Below are 22,910 nucleotides of genomic sequence, written 5' to 3'. Positions count from 1 at the left end.
TCACGGATCTCTATTGAAATTAAAGGGTTTGAAGGTTATAATAAAATATAGTGAAAATTTAACATGAAAAGTTGGGGACATTAAATGAAAGATAAATATATAGTTTATTTTATAAGTAAAACGAAGAAAAAGATGACAAAGTATATAGAAGAAAAATTGTATGAGTATGAAATTCATGATATGGTTCCATCCTATGGTAATATTTTAAGAGCCTTATATGAGAATAATGGGAAACTGAATATGAAAGAGATTGGTCAGTTAGTTGGTAAAGATAAATCTACTGTTACTGCTCTGGTTAATAAATTAATTAAGTTAGGATATATTAGAAAAGATGAATGTCAAGAAGATAGACGTATTTCCTATATTACCCTTTCTAAAAAAGGTAGAGAAATTCAAGGCAAATTCGAGCAGATATCGGCGGACGTTTCTGCCACTGCATATAAAGGCTTTACTCCAGAAGAAAAAGAAACCTTCTTAAGGCTTTTAAAAAAATTAAATAATAATTTTGGAACATCAAAATAGACCACCAGTTGTACTGGTGGTTTTTTAAAATATCAAAGATTAAAAATTCGTTTCTGGCGAGGTGATCAAATGCAGATTAAGGAAATAATGAGCAGTAAAGTTATGTACCTTAAAGATAGCAATACAATAGAAGATGCAATGAAACTGTTTGCTAAAGAGGATATAGATGTAATTTTTATTAATAGTGATAATAGTTTTAATTATGTTACGAAAAAAGATTTAATAAGCTTTATACTAAAGGGCTGCTCGAATAAAACTCTGTTATTAAATGTAAATTACAATGATTATGAGAAAGTGAATGAAAACACTAATATTAGGAAAATCAACAAAATAGAGAAAGAGTACATAGCTGTTATAGACAATAAGGGAAAGCCTATAGGAATAGTAAAGAAGGATGAAGTAAATAGGGTGAAACAGATGAAAATCCTTTCTTTTGAACTAGATGCAGTCATAGAATCATCCTATGATGGTATATATATAACTGATGGACAAGCGAATACATTAAAGGTAAATAAAGCATATGAAAGAATAACCGGTATTAATAGAAAAGAAATGTTAGGCAAAAATATGAAAGAGTTAGTAAAAAAGGGATATATTTCACAATCTGTTACCCTACTAGTCTTAAAAAGACAGGCAGTAACAACGATAGAGCAGGAATTTAGTACTAGAAAAAAAGTTCTTGCAACTGGTACCCCAATTTTTGATGAAGAAGGCAATATTTTAATGGTGGTAACTAATATAAGAGATGTAACAGAATTGGTAGAGCTTAGGAGTCAATTAGAAATTAATAGAGAGTTAACTGAAAAATATTACTCAACTATTGAAGAAATGAAGAAACAGATTACGAAGACTGATCATATGATTGCAGAGGATGAAAAGATTTTAGAATTACTTGAAATTGCTAAACGGGTTTCTCAGGTAGATATTACAGTTCTATTATTAGGTGAAACTGGAGTAGGTAAGGAAGAGGTAGCTAGATTTATACATCAAAATAGCAAGAGAAGAGATAAGCAGCTTATAAAGGTTAACTGTGGGGCAATACCAGAGACATTAATTGAATCTGAGTTGTTCGGGTATGAAAAGGGAGCATTTACAGGTGCAAATAAAGAGGGTAAAAGAGGTTTGTTTGAATTAGCGGAGGGTGGCACTCTTTTATTAGATGAAATAGGTGAATTGCCATTAGATCTACAAGTTAAACTACTTAGAGCATTGCAAGAACAAGAGATAGTTAGAATAGGTGGAGTTAAACCTATCAAAATAAATGTAAGAATTTTGGCCGCCACTAATAGAAATTTAGAAAAAATGGTTAAAGAAAATCTCTTTAGAGAGGACCTATATTATAGGTTAAATGTAATACCCCTACATATCCCACCACTAAGGCAACGAAAGAAAGATATTGTACCGTTAATTTATTTTTTTACTGATAAAATAAATAAAAAATATAATTTACATAAAAGATTCTCATCAGAAGCATTTCATAAGCTTATAAATTATGATTGGCCAGGGAATGTGAGAGAACTTCGAAATATTGTAGAGAGAACAGCTGTAATAACCTCAACAGATGAAATACAAGGCAGTGACTTGCCAGAAAAGATTTCTATATCCAGTGGTTATGTTGATGTCGATATTCATGATGAAATAGTTCCATTAAAAGATATTGTAGGGAAAATTGAAAAAAAGCTAATAGAAAGGGCTTTCGAAAAGTTTGGGAATGTTAGAGATGCAGCAAAGGCATTAGGGATTGACGCTTCAACATATGTAAGAAAAAGAAAGAAGTATCAAAAAAACACGTCGTTGCATAAATACAATTAGTTGCATTTTTACAACAACCTGACTAAACCGTTAAAACACAATGTACAAGTTGAAAATATTAAATATAAAAAAAGATTCGTTGCAAATATGCGGCGGGTCTTTTTGGTTATAAAAGTGTAATAAAAGTTCAGTGCATTAATATTATTTAATCTTCAACGTTTAAGTTTTATTCAGAATTTAAAATTAGTTGGCATAGTACTTGCTTTAATTAAGGTATAAGAAAATAGTTGTATTTTCATAAAAACTAAATATTTAATAATAAATATAAATATTGAAAGGAATGATTTAAATGCCATTAATGACTAAAGAGCAGTATATTGAAAGTATTAGAAAGCTAAAGCTTAAAGTTTATATGTTTGGTAAATTAGTTGAAAATCCTGTAGATGATCCAATTATTAGACCTTCACTAAATTCAGTTGCTATGACCTATGAACTAGCCCTAGACCCTATGTACGAAGATTTAATGACCGTAAAATCTAGTTTGAATGGGGAGAAAATTAATAGATTTACTCATGTACATCAAAGTGCTGATGACCTAGTGAAAAAGATTAAGATGCTTAGGCTATTAGGACAAAAAACAGCAGCCTGTTTCCAACGTTGTGTTGGTATGGATGCTTTTAATGCAGTGTTCAGCACGACATATGAGGTTGATGAAGTATATAATACTAGATATCATGAAAACTTTAAAAATTTCTTACAATATGTTCAGGAAAATGATTTAACAGTTGATGGAGCAATGACAGACCCTAAAGGAAATAGAGGTTTAGCCCCAAGCAAACAGGCAGATCCAGATTTGTTTTTAAGGGTTGTTGAAAGACGAGAGGATGGGATTGTAGTTAGGGGTGCTAAGGCACATCAAACTGGAATTGTTAATTCCCATGAAGTTCTAGTTATGCCAACCATAGCTATGGGACCGGAAGATAAGGATTGGGCTGTTTCCTTTGCAGTTCCAACTAATTCGGAAGGCATATTTATGATATACGGAAGACAATCTTGCGATACTAGAAAGCTAGAGGGTGGAGATATAGATGTAGGTAATAAGACATTTGGTGGACACGAAGCTTTAGTTGTATTTGATGATGTCTTTGTTCCTAATGATAGAATCTTTTTAAATGGGGAAACAGATCTATCTGGAATTTTGGTTGAAAGATTCGCTGGGTATCATAGACAGAGCTATGGTGGATGTAAAGTTGGAGTAGGAGATGTTTTAATAGGTGCTGCGGCTGTTGCTGCTGAGTATAACGGGGCAGATAAAGCCTCTCATATAAAAGATAAATTAATTGAGATGACACATTTAAATGAAACTCTCTATTGCTGTGGAATTGCTTGTTCTTCCGAAGGTCATGAAACAAAAGCAGGTAATTATCAAATAGACCTATTATTAGCTAATGTTTGCAAACAAAATGTAACTAGGTTTCCATATGAAATAGCTAGAATTGCAGAAGATATTGCTGGAGGTTTAATGGTAACTATGCCGTCAGAGGCTGATTTTAAAGATCCTACATTGGGTAAATATATAGATAAATACTTTAGAGGTGTTGATGGTACGCCAACTGAGCATCGTCTAAGAATATTAAGATTAATAGAAAACATTACTCTTGGTTCAGCGGCTGTTGGATATAGAACTGAATCATTACATGGGGCAGGCTCACCTCAGGCTCAGAGAGTAATGATAGCAAGACAAGGTAATTTAAAACATAAAAAACAGTTAGCTAAAAAAATTGCAGGCATTAACTAAGGAGGTTCCGTCGTGTTAGAGATGGTTAAAAGTGTTCTGGAAACTAAAATTAGACCGGAATTAATGAAACACTATGGTGATATTGAATTGGTAGATGTAAATGATGGCGTGGTTACAGTTAAATTACTTGGAAGTTGTAGTCATTGTCCTTCTGCCGTATTTACAATGGAAGACTTAGTTGAATCAACACTTAAAGATAGTATCCCAGAAGTTAAAGAAGTAGTTTTAGATAACTCAGTGAGTGATGAATTGATAGAAGAAGTACTAAATATTATAAGAAAAAATAGATAGGAGATTTCTCTTGAAAATTGGCATTAAATATTGTGGTGGCTGTAATCCAATGTATGATAGAAATGCTTTGTATGAAGCAGTTAAAGTTAAGTATAGTAATATATATACCTTTCATTCTGCTAATTCAAATAATGGTTTTGATTATATTTGGATAATATCAGGATGTAAACGGCAGTGTGTAAATGTAGAAGAAATCAAAGATCGCGGTTATAGGTATATTATTTCCACGGAATTTGATATACAGTTATTTTTCAATGGTTTTAAATGACATATAATACTTATATCCCCCATGTAAGTATTAGTATATAATTTTTTAAGTAACTTCCCTTTGGAAGCAATTTTCTACGATAAGTAGTAAAGTTGCTTTTTTATTTTATATCACCGAAAAAATAGATACACATAAAATATACTGACAATATAGGAAAACAAAAAAATACAACACTTAATATAGTAGGCAGGTGTAAAAGTTGACTATTACAAGAATAAAAAATTTAGTTAGCATTGTTATAACAAATTATAATAACGGAAGATATATTGAGGAATGTTTAAATAGCATTTTAAATCAAACATATAAAGAGATTGAAATTATAGTGATTGATGATGGATCAACAGACTCTTCTGAACATATTATTAAAAAATGGGAAAAGGAAAATTTAAGTAGGTTTCATAGGAAAGATATACTATATTATATTAAGTTGCCTAGAAATATTGGATTTGCAGGTGCGTTAAATCTTGGTTTTTTTATGGCAAAAGGTGAGTTTATTGCAGTACAGGATGCTGATGATATTTCACACGAAAAACGTATTGAAAAGCAAGTTAATTTTCTAAGTAAAAATAAGAATATTGCTGTTGTAGGAACTAATTATGTAGCATTTGAGGATGGGAATTTTAATAAGCAAACGAAAAATCTATGGCTTAAATATGGACTCAATAATATAAAGGAAAGCTATAGTAGAGGTAATCATTGTGTATGTCATGGTACTATTTTATTTCGTGCTGAAATTTTTGACAAGTTAGGTGGCCCGACAAGAAGGCTTGTAGGGGCTGAGGATTATGAGGTTATTTCTAAATTTATAGGTGAGGGTGTTGATAATATTCAAGAGGTATTATACTACTATAGAGCACATCCAAAACAACGTTCTAAAAAATTTTATAGTAAAAAAAAACTAAAAAATTATCAACATAAGGATATACGAGTATTGATGATATTAGATGGTATGGATGTGGGTGGTACAGAAACATATGTATTAACCTTATCAAAATACTTAGTCAAAATGGGTGCAAATGTAGTTATAGCTGGGAGAAATGGTAATCTTTATGGGGATTTTAAAAAAATTGGATGTCCCATATATCTACTAAAAAAAGAGAGGGAATCTTTTGAAAAACAAATTAGGAGTATTATAGAAAGCAAGAACATCAATATAGTGCATTTGCATCATCCAACTTCAGGTTTAGCAACTTTAAATTTATTAGGTAAAATTAAAATTCCAAGTATTTTTACTATACATGGTCTTTACTATAAGCATTTAATGCCACATTTAAAAAAATGTTCAAAGGTAATTAGTGTTAGTGAACCTGTAAAGAAATATTTATTAAACCACAATGTCAATTCTACTCTAATACCTAATGGCATTGATACAATGGAATTCTATCCTGAAAGTAATAGTACATTAAGGAATGAATTAAATATACCCTTAGATGCTTTTGTTATTTTATATGTAAGTCGCTTAGCATGGGGAAAATTGATTGCATGTAAAAAACTCATGCATGTATGTAACGAGCTAAGAAAAATCACTAAACGAGACGTACATTTGGTTGTTGTCGGTACAGGTCAAAATATGAATACTGTAGAAAATCTGTCTAAGCAAATTTGTTTTAGTTCTAATAGAAAATTTATACACCTGTTAGGTGAGAGATTAGATTTAAGAAATTGTTATACTGGTAGTGATTGTGTAGTCGGAGCGGGTAGAGTTGCATTAGAAGCTATGTTCTGTGGTAAACCTGTAGTAGCCATGGGGAACCATGGTTATTTTGGATTAGTAGAGCCTAAGGTTTTTAACGAAGCCTGGTTAAATTATTTTGGTGATCATAATTCCTGTGATGATTACAATACAAATAGATTACTTAAATGCCTGAAATTAATTATATCATCAAAGGAAAACTTATTATTTATAGGAGAATCCAGTCGTAAATGGGTTGCAGAAAAGTTTGATATAAAAAATATTGCTGATGATATATTAAAAGAGTATATATCCATAATTAAGTGATTAGTAAAGTTTTGCGTATCCTGTAAGAAGCACATAATAAATAATTAAGCATAGTATGTAGTGCAAAAAGATAAAGGGGAGATAAATGAACGTACAAAGAGGTCATATACCACCAAAACCACCTGTAAGTCCATGTCCACAGTTGCCAGGAATTGTATTAAGAATTTTCATTCCAGCGGGAGCAGTAATTAATCTTTTAAACCTTATAGTGCTAACATCACCTAGTGGAATATGCTTAATTATAAGACTACCATTACTAGGTGGCGGAAATTTCAATTTTGCAAGCATTCTAAACTCAGTGTAGCAGGCTGAGGGTAGTGTAGAAGTAGTTCAAGAATAAACATAGGTGGCTCGAGAAGCCACCTATTTATTTTTGGCATTAATATAATGATTTTGGTGTTCTATTTGTCACTCTTATATTGGGACAGCATAGTATGTAGTGCAAAAGAGAAAGGGGGAGAAAAATGAGAGTTCAAAAAGGTTATATACCACCAAAACCTGTAAGTCCATGCCCACAGTTGCCAGGAACAATATTAAGAATTTTCATTCCAGCGGGAGCAGTAATTAATCTGTTAAACCTTATAGAGCTAACATCACCTAGTGGAATATGCTTAATTATAAGACTACCATTACTAGGTGGCGGAAATTTCAATTTTGCAAGCATTCTAAACTCAGTGCAGCAGGCTGGGGGTAGTGTAGAAGTAGTTCAAGAATAATCAAAGGTGGTTCATACGAACCACCTTTAAATGCTAATAGGGTTTTAGATTAATTTTTATAATTGAAAATTTAAGAAAAAAGCTACTTTCTTCATATGTAACCTTTAGATTAAGTCAACATAGTATGTAGTGCAAAAGAGAAAGGGGGAGAAAAAATGAGAGTACCAGTAGGATCACCATTACCACCAAGTCATTGCCCTAAACCATGTCCACAGCTACCAGGAACGGTTCTTCGTATATTTATTCCAGCTGGAGCTGTAATTAATTTATTAAATTTAATTGAACTTACATCACCAAGTGGTATATGTCTAATTATTAGGCTACCATTTTTATGTGGGAGTTTTAAAGTTGCAGATATAGTTAATTCCGTTCAAAAAGCAGGAGGTACTGTTGAAGTACTATAGTAAGTTAGGATTAATTTAGTGGTTCTTGTTTAAGAACCACTTTTTTATAAATTATCTGTTTCTATAACTATTTATTGTGACATAATATTATTAAACTGAGAAATGAGGGATATTGATGAAAATCTCCTATACACTTAATGAAGAGGACCAATGGTACTATTTAAAATATATTTTAAAACACCATCCAGTTATGAGAAGAAGTTATATTTTTAATTTTATATTTACTATTTTGACCCCACCCTTATTATTAGGATTAATATTCATTGCAAATTTAATTACTGATGTATACAAGTTAATATTTTTATTTATTTTTACAGAGTTAGTATTGATATATTGGTATGTCACTTATCCTAAAAGACAATTAAATAAGTTGCTTAAAACCGGGCTTAGCTTACTGGGAAAATATGACATGGAGATTTCCTCTGAGGGTATAAGAGAAATTAAGATAAAAAAAGAAGTATTTGTTCCGTGGGATAATGTAAAAACCATTACACAGGATGTAAATAGTATATACATTTTTACAAGTGATACAGCTGGATATATTATTCCTAAAAGAGATTTTTCTGAAAGTGAGGCAACTGAATTACTTACTAAATTAAATACTATGTATAATAATAGCATTATCTGAATTAATAAAGCCCACTATTAGTGGGCTGAAATCCTATGCTTCCTGCAGATGTGTACTACTTAACTCCTCTAGATTCCCCGTAAGTTCTTTAAGCTGTTTATTAGCTTTATACCCTTTAAATATTGAGTACAGAGCCATTACGTGGAAAATAATACTTACATAATCCATTATAAAAACTAATAATAAAGTATCTAAGCCGTATAGGATAAACCCTACTATAAAGCTCCAGTTTCGACCTTTATTAGCAAATACCCCTAGAAGAACATATAATCCAATAATTATTAGATTTATTATAAGGCCGATAATAGTTACTGCACCACCTAATTCCAGCGATAGGTCATATGCAATATAATCTATTATTTGAGTAATACTTAGCCCAGCTACGAAACTCCAATCACTACTGAAAAGCATTAGAAGACTATTTATTAAAGATAATCCTGCAATCCAATAAAACCATCCTGCACCATTCTTTAGTGTGTCTTCGATTCTAAGCTTTTCTTCGATTAATTTCTCATTATTCAATTAAATTCCTCCTTGTATAATAATGATATAGCTATTATGGCTATACATAGTTAATCTTTTCAATATATTCAAGTAACTGAAGAAGGTATTCCTCCTTCATCAGAAGTTACTTATTAGTTATCATGTCTGACGGTTTCCAGATAGACCACCAGTTGTTTCATAAGGTATAATCTTCAAGGATAGGATTCCTCCTTGGGAAGTCAGTTTCTACTGACCCATACCTATGATTTAGTCAATTAGTCCATTCAATGAGGTTTTATGATTCGGCTGGTTGGGAGCCTCAGGCTATACCCGTATAACTCGCAAGGCTGTGTACTCATTAGATGGAAATGGATTCCTATCGGAAAGGAGCTTTTACTCATGTCAAATATTTTATTTGAAAACTTATTTATTTCGGTTGGTATTAATGTTGGTGCAGACTTCAGCTTTATGTCTATCGCACTTCCTAATCAAACCTTTGTAGCAAAACATTTTAAGATCCTACATTCTGACCTCAATTCCTTAAGCCTAGCTGTTTCTAAAATAAAAGAAGCAGAAGAGCTGTATTCCTTAGAAAGTCGCATCTTTCTGGAATCCACGGGAATTTATCATTACCCACTCTTCTGCTATCTTCGTGATAAGGTTTTAACTGCTCAGTTATCAATCCTATCATCACTAAGAATAGCACAAACATTAACATTAGAAAAGTGCATAATGACCGTTTTGATTTAAAAAAGGCTGCCTTAGTTGGTCTAAAGCCTGATTTAAAGGTATCTCTTATGCCATCTGACCTAGCCCTCAATTTAAGGAATCTTTCAAGAGAGTATTATGACCTGATGGATAACCGCTCTGCTTATGTGAATAAGTTAAACGGTGAACTGCGAATGGTATTTCCACAGTATTTAAAAATATTTTCTAAAATAACTACAAATACATCTCTAACCTTATTGGAAAACTATACATCTCCTGACGCATTTCTAAATGCCTCTAAAGATGAGATTATTAATTCCATACGTTCTACAGCTAGGTTTGGGCTTACATATGATACTAATAAGTATAATGACATAATTAAGGCCGCAAACGATGCCAATTCCTTTGGTTATTCCCTAAGCAGTAACTTTACACGCATTCGCTTATATATTCGCATCATCAGAAACTATGATGATGAAATATCATCCATTCTTTCTGATATGCATGAATTGGTTGATGCTAATGAAACTACTGATTTTGTAAAGCAAATCCATCTGATTGAGTCTTACAAAGGAGCTGGTTTTCTATCTGCTGTAAGCTTGATGGGCGAAATTGGAGATTTCTCCGCTTTTCGCTCACCTAAGCAACTTTTTGCTTGCTTTGGCTTGGATCCTGCTGTAAAACAATCCGGAAAGTTTGAAGGCTCTAAAATCACTATGTCAAAACGAGGTTCCCGTATTGCCAGAAGGGTACTTCATACAATGGCCTTAATTAGTATCAGTAAGAACCGAGATGGTTCAGCAAAAAATCCAGTGTTACGTGATTACTATTTAAAGAAATGTCAGTCGAAGCCTAAAAAGGTCGCCCTTGGTGCAGTTATGCACAAAGTCTGTAACATTGTATTTGCAATACTTCGTGATGAAAAAGAATTAAAATCATCACACCAGATGAACATCAAAAGAGTTACTTAAAAGCTAAATGCGATAAAGCTGCATAAAGTAAATCCATAGCCTTCCTTCCGCTTTTTGAGATAGTCTCAAAAGGCTATTAATTTTACCCTTTTTTAAGTTGAAAGAGTTGAAGAAATATCAAATATTTTTAGAATTTAACTATTGACATTTCTTAGCTGGACTATCAAAAATAATACATATAAATTTTATATCAAAAGCAATATATTATTAAGACATCAATAAATGGTAAAGATATATGTATGAAATAAAATTTTTATCTAAAGAGATAAATTGCTATGCTATAATACTTATATGCACAAATTTTTTACAAAACTTGGAGGGATAAAAATGAATTATGTAGAGTCTTCTAGATTAATAAAAAGTGAGGATTTAAATCATCATGGTACTTTATTTGCAGGCAGAATGGCAGAGTGGTTTGTTGAAAGTTCATTTTTTGGTGCTGCTAAAATAAAAGGTGAAGCTAACTTAGTATGTGCACAAATTCACGACATAAGATACCTTTTACCAGTTCATAGTGGTGAAATAATTACTTTTGCTTCTAAAGTAATTAAAGTTGGTGCAACTAGTATGTTTGTTTACGCTAAGGTTTTAAATATGAATGGTGATAAAGTGTTAGAGGGGATTGTGAGATTTGTTTCTGTTGATGAAAATGAGAATAAAATACCTCATAATATAACTTTGGATGAACCAGAAACAGATGAAGATAAGGAATTAATTAAAATGATTAAATAATATTGTTAAGTGTTTTAACTTTTTTACATATAGAATGAATGTGTTTAGGTGGTGTTGAGGTTGAATATTATTAGTTATAGCGCGATCATAGGTGGATTTCTTGGATTGTTTATAATAATGAAATGGAAAGATAATCAAAAGTAATTAAACCTGAATTATTCATGAGAAAAATTTAATACAACTTCTAATTCAAAAATGACTTGTTTGTTAATGTAAAAGGTCTCTACATTTATAAGAGACTTAAAAATGGGCAGACTTATCCCCGAATAGTCAATTATGATTTTTGAAGTTGTCAAAGAACTTTATTTTTTATTACTCTAGCTTAGGGATTTTCATTATGTTATCAAATATCTCATTAAACTCCTTTTGATACGGGCAGCTACTACACAGTTTAAATGTAAGGTATCTTGATGATTTAACGATTTTCGAAGCTATCTTAATAAGTTTTAAACGTATGGTATTTATCTGCATTTTTCTCATATGCTTAGGAAGTAGCAGCCGTCTAAACAAATTAAAAAGATTGGTATCTGAGTCCATACGGTTAAAAAAACGTGACAAAGTAGGCTGTGAAGCAAGACTCTCTTTATCTAAAATGCTTTTGAATACCGGTTCATTAGATAATTCGTCTGCGTCATTATCATTAAAATAACCTGCCAAGATTTGATAAATCATTTGACTAAGGTTTTCATCATCCTTATGAAAACGTGTAGCTTTATCTTTTGTTTTGAATATATTTTTAATTAGTTTATGAAATCCAAGTTTATGAGCAAATTCTTTAATTAAAGTAGCCCAGAATCAGAGGATAAATCTACCATCAAAATTAATTTTAATTTTTCTATTGCTTTCTAATCTAAGTGCACTTAAACTAGACATAAAGGGTTCCTCCTCTGTTATTGTTTTGGTTTGGTCACTTAAATTTTAACAAAGTTGGAACTCTTTTTCTATTGTTTTAGGTTCACTTTTTGAGTGAAAGAAATAATAATGCAAAACCACTGTAAATACTTTGATTGAGGTCTGTTTGGATAAGCGTCATGAATAATTAAGGTTAAATATAAAAAAGGATTTCTCATAAGAAGAAATCCTTTTTTATATTTTAAAACTCTTGTTATACGCTATCACTCCATACCCATACGATAGAAAAACCGATTAGAAATAGCATTGTAATTGGTATTGATATTTCGTGAGGAAATAGGGAGCGGCTTGATCCCAACACAATTCCAGAGAACAAATATGAAACTGTACTTCTGTGATCGTCATAAATTTTTGCTAAAAACTTTACTAAAAAAATTATACCTAATGCTCCACCTATTCCAAAACATAGAAGTCTCAAAACTCTCAATTCACTTATATAAAAGAGAATTGAGTCATAAATATCCAATAGTATTAAAACTGAACTCCCTGGTACACCGGGTATTATCATTGCAGCACTAGCGAGAGCCCCTCCTAAAAATAAAATTACATACGATATATCATTGTAGTTAGTTCCTATACCTAGGTTTTCCTGTACAGTTAACAACCCTAAGAAAAATCCACATAAAAGGATTAAAAAGCTATTCCTATTTATTTTCGGACAATTGTTAAGTATTGATTTAATTGAAGCCAGTAGGCAACCTAACAATAATGCTACTGTTGCATCTCGATGTGCTGAAAAAAACATAGTAAATACTTTTCCGCTTATAAAAATTCCACCAATTGCACCTAGCAATAAAGGGATATGGGGCTTGAAATTAAATTTCGACAAATCTTTTACGATTTTTTCGTAAATACCAAATATAAGCAAAACTGTTCCGCCGCTCATTCCTGGTAATACAAGAATAAAGCCTAAAATAAAGCCAAATACTACTTGATTCATATAAAAGCTCCTTAGAGAGAATTTTGTTGAATTAAAATTTTTAACTAACAACATTATAGTCGTTATAATTTTTTTATGCAATAAGAGAAGTATCTAAAAAAACATATAACCACGAACATATGTTTGATAAAAAGCACGTTTATGTGATATAATACTTTAAAAGACTAAGAAAGAGGTTAGTAGCCATGGAAATTTTGACTAAATTACAAATTTTGTCCGATGCTGCAAAATATGATGTATCCTGTTCGTCTAGTGGTAGCACAAGAAAAAATAGTAAGGGCGGATTGGGTAATGCTGCTGTTAGTGGAATATGTCACTCTTGGTCTGAAGATGGTAGGTGTATCTCGCTTTTTAAAATACTTTTTTCAAATGAATGTATATATAACTGTGCCTATTGTTCCAGTAAAATTACAAATGATGTTAGAAGGGCAACTTTTACTCCTGAGGAAGTAGTGTCACTAACAATGAATTTTTATAAAAGAAATTATATTGAAGGCTTATTTCTAAGCTCTGCTGTATACAAAAGTCCGGATTACACAATGGAGCTATTAATAAAGACAGTACAAATGCTTAGAGAAAACAAATTTAATGGTTATATTCATTTAAAGGGTATACCTGGTGCAGACAATACACTTATTAATAGGGCTGGACTATATGTAGATAGAATGAGTGTTAACATTGAACTACCTTCGGAAGCAAGCTTGCAAGCTTTGGCTCCGCAAAAGAAAAAAGAGAGCATTATTAAGCCTATGTCCTTGATTAAAAATGGGATAATACAAAACAAAGAGGAAAAAATGAATTATAGAAAAACCCCTTCCTTTTTACCAGCGGGACAAACTACTCAGTTGATTGTAGGTGCGAGTCCAGAGCCGGATTTAAATATTTTAAAGCTATCTGAGGGATTATATAAGCGGTTTACGATGAAAAGGGTTTATTATTCAGCGTATATACCTGTATTTGAAAGTAGTACTCTACCTAGTATTCAAACTAAGCCCCCTTTGTTAAGAGAGCATAGACTATACCAGGCAGATTGGTTATTAAGGTTTTATGGGTTTAATGCAGATGAGCTTTTAAATAGCAACAATCCAAACTTTGATTTAGAGCTTGATCCGAAATGTTTTTGGGCCCTAGAGAACATTCATATATTTCCGCTAGAGGTTAATAAAGCAGATTATACAGAGCTAATAAGGGTACCAGGTATTGGTATAAGGTCAGCTATGAAAATTGTTACAGCAAGACGAATGTCAAAGCTAGATTATGAGGATTTAAAAAAGCTAGGGGTTGTATTAAAAAGGGCTAAATACTTTATAACTTGTAAGGGTAAGTATTATGGAGGGATTTCTATAAATCCAATTTCAATTAAGCAAGTGTTATTAGATAGACCTGAAAGCTACTCAACACAATTATCTATATTTGATATGTTTCCTGATTCATTAGTACGAAAAGAAGCATCTAGTAATATAACGGGGGAGTTTTAATGATTGTGTATGTATATGATGGGACCTTCGAGGGCTTATTAACATCAATATATGATAGTTTCTATAGGAAAGAGATACCTACTCGTATAACTTATATGCAAGAGGAACAAAAGGATTTTTTGACCACATATATTAATATTACTACGGATGAAGTAAAGTTTAATAAAGTATATAATGCTATTAAAGATAAAATTTCATATCATTCTTTACAAAATATTTACTACGCCTTTTTATCTGAGCAGAAAGACTGTGAAATTGCAATATATAATTATTTAAGGTTAGGTTTTAAAATCGGAAAAAGTATTGATGGATATTTATCTAATAATAATGTTCTAATTATTAATGATTTCAGTAGGAAAGTACAAAAAGAGAGACATGCTATGTTAGGATTAATACGATTTATGGAATTAGATAAAGGTTTACTTTATGCTAAAATTCAACCAAAGTATAATATATTAAGTTTAGTATCCCCTCATTTTGAAAAAAGATTAGCTAGTGAAAACTGGGTTATTCATGATGAAAACAGAAATAAGGCATCTATTTATACTGATGGAGAATGGTATATAACAGAATTAAAGCTTGAAAATGAAATTGAAATTAGTAATAAAGAAAAGTTATTTCAATCCCTCTGGCAAAACTATTTTCATAGTATTTCGATTAAAGAAAGAAAAAATTTGAAGCTTCAACAACAGAATATGCCTAAAAGATATTGGGTAAATTTAATTGAAAAAAATATGTAGTCAACAGGTACTTGAAGATGCTTCACTAGTCTTGAACACTACGGTATATGATTAAAGATCTCTGATGGTTAGGAGATGTGTTGTATGCAAACCTTAGATAACATTGGCGAAGTAAACCTACTCTGAAAGGAGGACTATTGCACAAAAAGCTAGGAAATTACTCAAAGATGGCAAAGCAAAAGTAATAACAGTTAAGCCCTTTACTATTCAGTTGCTTATTGCTACAGGTGAAACCAAGCAAGATATAACCCTTGGTATTGATTCTAGGTACTTGAATATTGGTTTTAGTGCAACGACAGAAAAAAAAGAATTAATATATGGCGAAGTTAAGTTACTAGAAGGTATTAGTAATAGAATTACTGAAAAATTACAATATAGACGGATTAGAAGACAAAGGCTGAGATATAGAAAACCCAGATTTGACAACAGAAAAAGAAATGAAGAAAACATTTTGAAGTGATGGCTACTTTGCTTGTAGTACAGGGAATATATCGAAGGATGCTATTGAAAAATATATATAAGATATGGAATAAAATAAGTACAAACCGAATATAATTTATTAAAGCTTGTCCTAAATGGGTAATAATATAAAAAATAATTTTTATATATTACTCTTTACACAGAACATGTGTTCTGTTAAAATTAAAGCATGAATAAATTTTATTATTACGAGGAGGAGAAACATGAAGATTTTCTTTTTTTCCGGTAAAGTTAAAGATTTAAGAGACTATTTAAAAAACTTATCAACAATTAGATAGGATTGATTTTTATTATGAAAATTGTAGCTAAACCCATTGAAATGGTAGCGTGGTTTTCGGAGGAAGGAATACCTAGACCACTAAAATTCAAAATTAAAGAGCAGGATGATATTTCAAATATTATAAAAATAGATCATGTTATTGAAAGAGGAAAAACAAATATTGCAGGTATTCAAGCTTTTGTGTATAAATGTCAAAGTGTTATTAATGGGGTTGAAAAAAGATACGAATTAAAATATGAGTTAGACAAGTGCAAATGGATTTTGTTTAAAATATAATGCCCCTTAATATAAGGGGCATTATTAATATTATTATTTTTCTAATTCATTTTTTATTGTTTCATATACCCGTACAACTGTCGATTTTTCTGTATTATCAGTATTCGAGTAGATAGGTTTTCCAACAGTAATTCTAACATTTGCAGGTTTGACACGATTGTTATTACCTTCGTAGATTTCGTAAGAATTATGAATGGTTATGGGAATTATTGGAACACCAGCTTTCTCAGCTAGCTTTAAGCTCCCTGGTTTAAAGACACCTAATTCATTACTTTTGCTTCTAGTACCTTCAGGAAAGATAACCATTGAATGACCAGATTTTAAAATATCACTGGCAGCATTAATAGCCTTTAATGATTGTCTGATATCCTTTCTATCAATAAATACACAGTCTCCAAATTTAAGCCATGTACTTAGTAGTGGTACCTTTGCTAACTCGACTTTAGCAACAAAACCAATTGGTTTTGGAAGATAACCGAGTAAAATAGGAATATCAAAATTACTTTGATGATTACTCGCAAAAAGCACAGGAGTATCAACTGGTATGTTTTCTAGTCCAGAAATATCTACTGAACTACCAGTAATTCTAACTAAACTCTTAGCCCAACGGTTAGAAATTTTATATGTAAGGCTGCGTTTTTCCTTTAACATATTATGTTTAATATAGTATTTTACTCTTGGGATATAAATACAAGAATATAGAAGATGTAGACTTAAGTAGACATAAAAATATATTGTACGCATCTATTGTTCCTCCTGAAAATTCAATTTTAGTTGCTTTTATACTACCATAAAAATAATAGAAATTAAAGCTATGATTGTATATATATATGAGTAGGAAATATCAGAATAGTATAGAATTTGTATAAGTATAGTATTTTTTAGAAAGTTGGTGGAGTGATGAGTAAGTTTAATATAGCTATTTGTCAAATGAATGTAACAGATAGTAAGCGGAAGAATCTTGAAAATGCGAGAAAAATGGTATGTGAAGCAGTAAAAGAAAAAAAGGCAGATATTATTGTTTTGCCGGAAATGTTTAATTGTCCCTATGATACAAAGGTGATGAGTGAGTATGCAGAGGAGTATGATGGTGAAACATCACAAGTACTAGCAGCTTTAGCTAAGGAGTTAGACGTATATATTATTGGAGGATCTATTCCGGAGAAAAGTGAAAATAAACTATATAATACTTCTTTAATATTTGATAATGAGGGAGCAATTATTGGAAGGCATCGAAAAGTGCATCTGTTTGACGTAGATATAGAAAATGGAATAAGATTTAAAGAATCTGATGTATTATGTCCAGGTAATGAAGTAACAGTAGTAGAAACAAAGTATTGTAAAATTGGAGTAGCCATATGTTTCGATATTAGATTTCCAGAGTTAATGAGATCCATGGTTTTAAGTGGTGCTGAAATTATTGTAGTGCCTGGAGCATTTAATATGATTACTGGTCCTGCTCATTGGGATGCCTTAATAAAAGTTAGAGCTATAGATAATCAAGTTTATTTCATTGCAGCATCTCCAGCCAGAAATGAGAAAGCAAATTATATTGCTTATGGTCATTCAGCAATTGTAAATCCTTGGGGAGAATTTATAGCTTGGGCGGAAGAAAGGGAACAAATAATATGTAGTGAAATTGATTTGAAATATATTGAAAAGGTTAGGAATGAACTGCCTTTATTAAAAAATAGAAGAGAGTCTGTATATAGTATAAATAGTTAAGAACGAATTCCAAAACTTACAAAGGGTATACACATATACACGAAATAGTTTATATGGTAGTATGATTATGCAAACTAACGAGAGGACGTGTATATATGAATCACCTATTTTATAGTAAAAAAAATATATATTTATTCGTTTCTGTAGTTCTAGTTTTTGTATTGTCAGCTATACTTATATTGCAGGACATAAAAACAGTTACGGTTAATGAATTAATAGATAATGGAGAGAATTTATATAGTTTTGACTATAAAGATATGCTTATAGAAGGGGAATATGATATTAAGCTAATCGAAACATATGGGCAAGAAGGTGTGGACGTAGTCTTGCTGGATACTAGTACATACGAAGAGGTTAAAAGACCTAATGAATCTAGTACTAAAAATAATTTAGCACCAATTAATTCAGAAAGGTATATAGTAAGTAGAGGAGATACTTTATACTTAATTGCAAGTAGATCTAGTATGACTGTAGAAGAACTAAAATCTATTAATAACTTGGCTCAAGTAGATACCATATATGAAGGTCAGGTTTTGCATACAATATCGAACGGTAATGAAAACAATAATAGCGATAATAGTAGTAGCCCTTCGTCAAGAGAAGATGATATTTACTGGCTAAGCAGAATTATTCATGCGGAAGCACAGGGTGAGCCATACGAAGGAAAAGTAGCTGTTGGTAACGTTGTATTAAATAGGGTTGCTCATAGGGATTTTCCAAATACTATACGTGGCGTAATCTACGATAAACAATATGGATATGTTCAGTTTTCTCCTGTTTTAGACGGTAGTATAAATAATACTCCTAATGAGGAGAGTAGAAGAGCAGCTATTGATGCATTAGATGGGTATAGACCTGTAGGAACTGCCTTATATTTTCTTAATCCAAGGAAGGCAACAAACTTTTGGATTGTCCACAATAGAAGATATTTTATGACAATAGGTGACCATGATTTCTATTATTAATTAAGGTTAAAGTTGACAGTCTAATTAAAATGTGATAATATTTGTTAAATATAAGTTGAAACTAAATATAGATAAGATTGATAAATAGAGGTGCGCTGAAGATGAGTATATAATAGGTGCTAAGAGGGAAACCCTCAAAACTATTATAAAAAGGCTGATGTGCCGAAGTTGTTGAATAGTTATCGATTCAATAGCTGGGGGTTTTGTGAATAACAACGCCACTGTCATGGTATTCCATGGAGCACTATTTGTTAAGGCGCGATAAAACCAACGTTTAATTTGTCATACCCTTGTCGTCGCATAACAATTATTACTCCTGGCATATTATTCTAGGAGTTTTTTTATTTTCAAAAAATTAAAAGTACGTATGTAATAAGTATATTTATTTAAAATAGGTATACATATATAAAATTAATGGAGGGAAATGTTATGGGATTAATAGTTGGGGTTGTAGGTGCTACGGGTGCAGTTGGAAGAAAAATGTTAGAGGTTCTTGAAGAAAGAAATATTGATATTGAAAAATTAAGAGTATTTGCTTCTGCAAGATCTGCTGGAGAGAAGATAAATTTTAAAGATCAAGTTGTGACTGTTGAATTACTTACTGAAGAAGTTATGAAAGATAAATTTGATTACCTATTGTTTTCGGCAGGTGGAAGCGTATCTGCCCAGTATGCTCCGATAGCAGCGGAAGCAGGAAATACGGTAATTGATAATTCATCACAGTGGAGAATGACGGAAGGTATACCTCTAGTTGTACCTGAAGTAAATGCCCATGTGCTTAAGGGGTATAAAGGTATAATTGCAAACCCAAACTGCTCAACTATACAAATGGTTGTTGCACTAGCCCCATTACACAAAAGATATGGAATTGACAAAGTCGTAGTTTCAACTTATCAAGCTGTTTCTGGAAGTGGACACAAGGCTATTGTTGAGTTAGAAAATCAAATGAAGGATGCTAACTATCCTAATAATGTTTATCCTAAAAGGATTGCAACAAACTGCATTCCACACATAGATGTATTTAACGATAATGGCTTTACAAAAGAAGAATTGAAAATGGTATACGAAACACAAAAAATACTTGAAGATAATAAAATAAAAGTAAACTCAACTACAGTAAGAATTCCTGTTTTCTTTTCACACAGTGAATCAGTATATGTTGAATTTAAAGAAACTCCCGAGGTATCAGAAGTTAAACAAATCTTAAGTGAAGCTCCTGGAGTTATAGTTTTAGATAATCCAGAAAAAAATGAATATCCAACTCCTTTAGAGGTAGCAAATTCAGATGATACCTATGTAGGTAGAATTAGAAAGGATTTATTTAATCCTAATGCTTTATCTATGTGGGTAGTTGCGGATAACTTAAGAAAAGGGGCTGCTACAAATGCAGTTCAAATATTAGAAGCTTTGGAAACTTTAAAATAAGGGAGGATACTTTATGTTCAGTGGGTCGGGAGTTGCTATCGTAACACCTTTTACAAATGGAGAGGTAGATATTGAGAAGTTTAAGTCGTTAATTGACTTTCAGCTTAAAAATAACACTCAGGCATTAATTGTATTAGGCACAACAGGTGAAGCTTCAACGATAGATTTTAAAGAAAGAGAATTGATAGTAAAGACAGCAGTACAACATGTAGCAAAAAGAATTCCTGTTATTATAGGTACCGGAGTTAATAGCACATTAACTTCAATTAAATATACAAAGCAGGCTGAAGAATTAGGGGCTGATGGGGTTTTAGTAGTAACGCCATACTACAATAAGGCAACTCAAAAAGGTTTAATTATACACTACACTGAAATAGCTAATTCAACAAAACTACCAGTTATTTTATATAATGTACCAGGAAGAACTTGTGTGAATATTGCTCCAAAAACTGTTGCTGAATTAGCCAAAGTAGATAACATAGTTGCAATTAAGGAAGCCTGTGGAGATATGTCTCAAATACTTGAAATAAAAAGGTTAGTACCTGAGGATTTTATGATATATTCTGGTAACGATGATAATGTCGTTCCTATACTGGCTTGTGGTGGGCAAGGAGTAATTTCTGTTGCGGCAAATGTTGTTCCAAAGGAATTCCAGCGAATGTGTGAGCTATTTATGAATGGCAATATGAAAGAGGCATTGGAGCTTCAATTAAAGTATAAAAAGCTAGTAGATTTATTATTTATTGAAGTAAATCCGATACCAGTTAAAGCTGCAGTAAGTGCTCTAGGTTTTATAGAAAACGAATTAAGACTTCCTTTGACTTCTATAGAAGATAATAATATGATATTATTAGTGGAAGAAATGAAGAAACTACAAATTATATAGGGGTGGAAATAGATGAAGCTATTAATTTGGGGTAAGAGTGGTAGAATGGGTCAACTTATTTATAATTCAGCTGTAAAGGACAGTTTCTGGACTTCGGTTGAAGGTGTAGATATGGAAAAGACTATTAATATGATAGACTATAAACCGGATGTTGTTATTGATTTTTCTCATCCTACAGCTTTGGATTCTGTACTAGACTATTGTCAAAAAAATAAATTGCCTTTAGTTATTGGAACAACGGGTTTTGAAAATGAACATATCGAGAAAATAAAAGTAGCATCAAGTAATATACCTATAATGCAAGCTACAAATATGTCTTTAGGAATGAATCTATTATTTTCTTTAGTAGAAAAAGTAGCATCAGTGCTAAAAGATAAAGTTGACATAGAAGTAATTGAGGCACATCATAATAGAAAAGTTGATGCACCATCAGGTAGTGCCGTTACTATAATAGAGTGTATAGAAAAAGGTTTGGGCAGAGTAGAAAAGCATGCCCATGGAAGAGTTGGTCAATGCCCTAGAGAAAAGGGTGAAATAGGAGTTCATGCTATCCGTGGTGGAAATATTGTAGGTTTTCACGAGGCAAACTTCATTAATGATTTAGAGACTATAAAAATAACTCATGAGGCCCATGATAGATCAGTATTCGCTGAAGGGTCTTTAGTAGCAGCAAAATTCATATTAAACCAAAAAGTGGGCATATATAATATGAAGGATGTATTAGGTATTCAATAGTCTTCGGGTCCATGGGCCCGAAGATTTATATTAATTAAAAATCTTTAACACAAATGAGGAGGATTATGAAAATGGACGCTAGAGAAATTATACAATATATTAAGGATAGTGAGAAAAAAACACCTGTAAAAGTGTATTTAAAGGGAAATCTAAACGAAATCGATTGGGCTAAATATGAATGTAAAAACTTTATTAACGATAACACTGGTGTAATATTTGGTGAATGGAAATTTGTTTCACCTTTACTAGAGGAAAATAGCCATCATATAGAGGATTATGTTGTTGAGAATGATAGAAGAAACTCAGCTATTCCGATGCTTGACATCAAAGACATTCCAGCTAGAATTGAACCAGGGGCAATTATTAGAGAAAAAGTAGAGATTCAAGCAAATGCAGTTATTATGATGGGTGCATCAATTAATATAGGAGCAATTATTGGGGAAGGTACAATGATTGATATGAACGTAGTTGTTGGAGGTAGAGGGATTATAGGAAAGAACTGCCACATTGGGGCAGGATCTGTTATAGCAGGGGTTGTAGAGCCACCTTCAGCTACTCCAGTAATTATCGAGGATGATGTAGTTATTGGAGCTAATGCAGTTGTACTAGAGGGAGTAAGAGTAGGTACTGGTTCTGTAATAGCAGCGGGAGCTATAGTAACTGAAGATGTACCAGCAAATGTAGTTGTAGCAGGTGCGCCAGCAAAGGTTATTAAAGAGATAGACGATAAAACTAAGTCAAAGACAGAGATAGTTAAAGAACTTAGAGATTTAATGGGAGCTTAAGATATCTAAAC

The 22,910-nt window shown here is 31.8% G+C and carries 26 protein-coding genes, 1 pseudogene and 1 riboswitch; of the genes and pseudogenes, 23 read left to right on the top strand and 4 right to left on the bottom strand.

The window, feature by feature from the left end:
• The first annotated feature begins 84 nt into the window (after nucleotides 1-84).
• The 10 genes from HZR23_RS15535 to HZR23_RS15490 all read left to right on the top strand — a co-directional run bounded on the left by HZR23_RS15535 (nucleotide 85) and on the right by HZR23_RS15490 (nucleotide 8,378).
• Complete coding sequence (locus HZR23_RS15535) at nucleotides 85-522, top strand: MarR family winged helix-turn-helix transcriptional regulator (protein WP_132849014.1); 438 nt, start codon at nucleotides 85-87, stop codon at nucleotides 520-522.
• Between the two features lie 69 nt (nucleotides 523-591).
• A complete protein-coding gene (locus HZR23_RS15530; protein ID WP_132849013.1) occupies nucleotides 592-2,334 on the top strand; it encodes a sigma 54-interacting transcriptional regulator in 1,743 nt (580 codons plus the stop codon).
• Between the two features lie 289 nt (nucleotides 2,335-2,623).
• Nucleotides 2,624-4,072, top strand: a complete 1,449-nt coding sequence (locus tag HZR23_RS15525; protein ID WP_132849012.1) for a 4-hydroxyphenylacetate 3-hydroxylase family protein — start codon at nucleotides 2,624-2,626, stop codon at nucleotides 4,070-4,072.
• A gap of 21 nt (nucleotides 4,073-4,093) precedes the next feature.
• A complete protein-coding gene (locus HZR23_RS15520; protein WP_132849018.1) occupies nucleotides 4,094-4,363 on the top strand; it encodes a NifU family protein in 270 nt (89 codons plus the stop codon).
• A 10-nt stretch (nucleotides 4,364-4,373) separates the two neighbouring features.
• On the top strand, nucleotides 4,374-4,631 hold the full coding sequence (locus tag HZR23_RS15515) for a hypothetical protein (RefSeq protein ID WP_132849011.1): 258 nt from the start codon (nucleotides 4,374-4,376) through the stop codon (nucleotides 4,629-4,631).
• Between the two features lie 199 nt (nucleotides 4,632-4,830).
• Nucleotides 4,831-6,630: a glycosyltransferase gene (locus HZR23_RS15510; RefSeq protein WP_132849010.1), complete on the top strand. Its 1,800-nt coding sequence runs from the start codon at nucleotides 4,831-4,833 to the stop codon at nucleotides 6,628-6,630.
• An 85-nt stretch (nucleotides 6,631-6,715) separates the two neighbouring features.
• Nucleotides 6,716-6,934, top strand: a complete 219-nt coding sequence (locus HZR23_RS15505) for a hypothetical protein (RefSeq protein WP_132849009.1) — start codon at nucleotides 6,716-6,718, stop codon at nucleotides 6,932-6,934.
• 160 nt (nucleotides 6,935-7,094) lie between these two features.
• Nucleotides 7,095-7,346 (top strand): hypothetical protein, encoded by a 252-nt coding sequence (locus HZR23_RS15500; RefSeq protein ID WP_132849008.1) that lies wholly within the window; start codon nucleotides 7,095-7,097, stop codon nucleotides 7,344-7,346.
• Between the two features lie 155 nt (nucleotides 7,347-7,501).
• Nucleotides 7,502-7,750 carry a hypothetical protein gene (locus HZR23_RS15495; protein WP_132849007.1) on the top strand — a complete coding sequence of 83 codons (249 nt, stop codon included), beginning with the start codon at nucleotides 7,502-7,504 and terminating at the stop codon, nucleotides 7,748-7,750.
• Between the two features lie 115 nt (nucleotides 7,751-7,865).
• Nucleotides 7,866-8,378 carry a YcxB family protein gene (locus tag HZR23_RS15490; protein ID WP_132849006.1) on the top strand — a complete coding sequence of 171 codons (513 nt, stop codon included), beginning with the start codon at nucleotides 7,866-7,868 and terminating at the stop codon, nucleotides 8,376-8,378.
• 33 nt (nucleotides 8,379-8,411) lie between these two features.
• On the opposite strand, the gene HZR23_RS15485 is transcribed toward HZR23_RS15490, so the two are convergent.
• Nucleotides 8,412-8,900 (bottom strand): hypothetical protein, encoded by a 489-nt coding sequence (locus HZR23_RS15485; RefSeq protein WP_132849005.1) that lies wholly within the window; start codon nucleotides 8,898-8,900, stop codon nucleotides 8,412-8,414.
• 360 nt (nucleotides 8,901-9,260) lie between these two features.
• Here HZR23_RS15485 and HZR23_RS17885 point away from each other — a divergent pair, with 360 nt between their 5' ends.
• The 3 genes from HZR23_RS17885 (at nucleotide 9,261) to HZR23_RS15475 (ending at nucleotide 11,272) form a co-directional block, all read left to right on the top strand.
• Complete coding sequence (locus tag HZR23_RS17885) at nucleotides 9,261-9,611, top strand: hypothetical protein (RefSeq protein ID WP_330571465.1); 351 nt, start codon at nucleotides 9,261-9,263, stop codon at nucleotides 9,609-9,611.
• Nucleotides 9,539-10,540, top strand: coding sequence for a transposase (locus tag HZR23_RS15480; protein ID WP_330571466.1), 1,002 nt, complete (start codon nucleotides 9,539-9,541; stop codon nucleotides 10,538-10,540). The genes HZR23_RS17885 and HZR23_RS15480 overlap by 73 nt, the downstream gene beginning before the upstream one ends.
• A gap of 327 nt (nucleotides 10,541-10,867) precedes the next feature.
• The gene (locus tag HZR23_RS15475; protein WP_132849004.1) at nucleotides 10,868-11,272 is read left to right on the top strand and encodes an acyl-CoA thioesterase; all 405 of its coding nucleotides are present in this window, start codon (nucleotides 10,868-10,870) and stop codon (nucleotides 11,270-11,272) included.
• A gap of 312 nt (nucleotides 11,273-11,584) precedes the next feature.
• On the opposite strand, the pseudogene HZR23_RS18150 reads toward HZR23_RS15475, so the two are convergent.
• Together HZR23_RS18150 and HZR23_RS15465 are read right to left on the bottom strand one after the other, a co-directional pair.
• Nucleotides 11,585-12,145: pseudogene (locus HZR23_RS18150) on the bottom strand (transposase).
• Nucleotides 12,146-12,377: 232 nt separating this feature from the next.
• Complete coding sequence (locus tag HZR23_RS15465; protein ID WP_132849017.1) at nucleotides 12,378-13,178, bottom strand: undecaprenyl phosphate translocase family protein; 801 nt, start codon at nucleotides 13,176-13,178, stop codon at nucleotides 12,378-12,380.
• A 131-nt stretch (nucleotides 13,179-13,309) separates the two neighbouring features.
• On the opposite strand from HZR23_RS15465, the gene HZR23_RS15460 reads away from it, so the two are divergent.
• The 4 genes from HZR23_RS15460 to HZR23_RS15445 all read left to right on the top strand — a co-directional run bounded on the left by HZR23_RS15460 (nucleotide 13,310) and on the right by HZR23_RS15445 (nucleotide 16,378).
• Nucleotides 13,310-14,602 carry a putative DNA modification/repair radical SAM protein gene (locus HZR23_RS15460; protein ID WP_132849003.1) on the top strand — a complete coding sequence of 431 codons (1,293 nt, stop codon included), beginning with the start codon at nucleotides 13,310-13,312 and terminating at the stop codon, nucleotides 14,600-14,602.
• Nucleotides 14,602-15,342 (top strand): TIGR03915 family putative DNA repair protein, encoded by a 741-nt coding sequence (locus HZR23_RS15455; protein ID WP_132849002.1) that lies wholly within the window; start codon nucleotides 14,602-14,604, stop codon nucleotides 15,340-15,342. Before HZR23_RS15460 ends, HZR23_RS15455 begins: the two co-directional genes overlap by 1 nt.
• Before the next feature lie 136 nt (nucleotides 15,343-15,478).
• Entirely contained in the window at nucleotides 15,479-15,802 is a 324-nt protein-coding gene (locus HZR23_RS15450; RefSeq protein ID WP_132849001.1) for an RRXRR domain-containing protein, read from the top strand.
• 312 nt (nucleotides 15,803-16,114) lie between these two features.
• Nucleotides 16,115-16,378 (top strand): hypothetical protein, encoded by a 264-nt coding sequence (locus HZR23_RS15445; protein ID WP_132849000.1) that lies wholly within the window; start codon nucleotides 16,115-16,117, stop codon nucleotides 16,376-16,378.
• A gap of 33 nt (nucleotides 16,379-16,411) precedes the next feature.
• On the opposite strand, the gene HZR23_RS15440 is transcribed toward HZR23_RS15445, so the two are convergent.
• Entirely contained in the window at nucleotides 16,412-17,122 is a 711-nt protein-coding gene (locus HZR23_RS15440; protein ID WP_132848999.1) for a lysophospholipid acyltransferase family protein, read from the bottom strand.
• Nucleotides 17,123-17,278: 156 nt separating this feature from the next.
• Between HZR23_RS15440 and HZR23_RS15435 the strand changes: the two genes are divergently transcribed.
• From HZR23_RS15435 to dapD, 6 genes are all read left to right on the top strand, one after another.
• Nucleotides 17,279-18,103 carry a carbon-nitrogen hydrolase family protein gene (locus HZR23_RS15435; RefSeq protein WP_132848998.1) on the top strand — a complete coding sequence of 275 codons (825 nt, stop codon included), beginning with the start codon at nucleotides 17,279-17,281 and terminating at the stop codon, nucleotides 18,101-18,103.
• 95 nt (nucleotides 18,104-18,198) lie between these two features.
• On the top strand, nucleotides 18,199-19,068 hold the full coding sequence (locus HZR23_RS15430; protein ID WP_207667904.1) for a cell wall hydrolase: 870 nt from the start codon (nucleotides 18,199-18,201) through the stop codon (nucleotides 19,066-19,068).
• Nucleotides 19,069-19,145: 77 nt separating this feature from the next.
• Nucleotides 19,146-19,323: riboswitch (Lysine riboswitch) on the top strand.
• A gap of 174 nt (nucleotides 19,324-19,497) precedes the next feature.
• The gene (locus HZR23_RS15425) at nucleotides 19,498-20,493 is read left to right on the top strand and encodes an aspartate-semialdehyde dehydrogenase (RefSeq protein WP_132848997.1); all 996 of its coding nucleotides are present in this window, start codon (nucleotides 19,498-19,500) and stop codon (nucleotides 20,491-20,493) included.
• A 13-nt stretch (nucleotides 20,494-20,506) separates the two neighbouring features.
• On the top strand, nucleotides 20,507-21,379 hold the full coding sequence (gene dapA / locus HZR23_RS15420; protein WP_132848996.1) for a 4-hydroxy-tetrahydrodipicolinate synthase: 873 nt from the start codon (nucleotides 20,507-20,509) through the stop codon (nucleotides 21,377-21,379).
• Nucleotides 21,380-21,391: 12 nt separating this feature from the next.
• Complete coding sequence (dapB, locus tag HZR23_RS15415; RefSeq protein ID WP_132848995.1) at nucleotides 21,392-22,114, top strand: 4-hydroxy-tetrahydrodipicolinate reductase; 723 nt, start codon at nucleotides 21,392-21,394, stop codon at nucleotides 22,112-22,114.
• Between the two features lie 71 nt (nucleotides 22,115-22,185).
• Nucleotides 22,186-22,899 carry a 2,3,4,5-tetrahydropyridine-2,6-dicarboxylate N-acetyltransferase gene (gene dapD / locus HZR23_RS15410; RefSeq protein ID WP_207667903.1) on the top strand — a complete coding sequence of 238 codons (714 nt, stop codon included), beginning with the start codon at nucleotides 22,186-22,188 and terminating at the stop codon, nucleotides 22,897-22,899.
• Nucleotides 22,900-22,910: the final 11 nt, after the last annotated feature.

The sequence above is a fragment of the Serpentinicella alkaliphila genome (genome assembly GCF_018141405.1).
Lineage (GTDB): Bacteria > Bacillota > Clostridia > Peptostreptococcales > Natronincolaceae > Serpentinicella > Serpentinicella alkaliphila.
The sequence above is the reverse complement of the archived record's forward strand: the minus strand, read 5'-3'. Positions and strand labels throughout refer to the sequence as shown.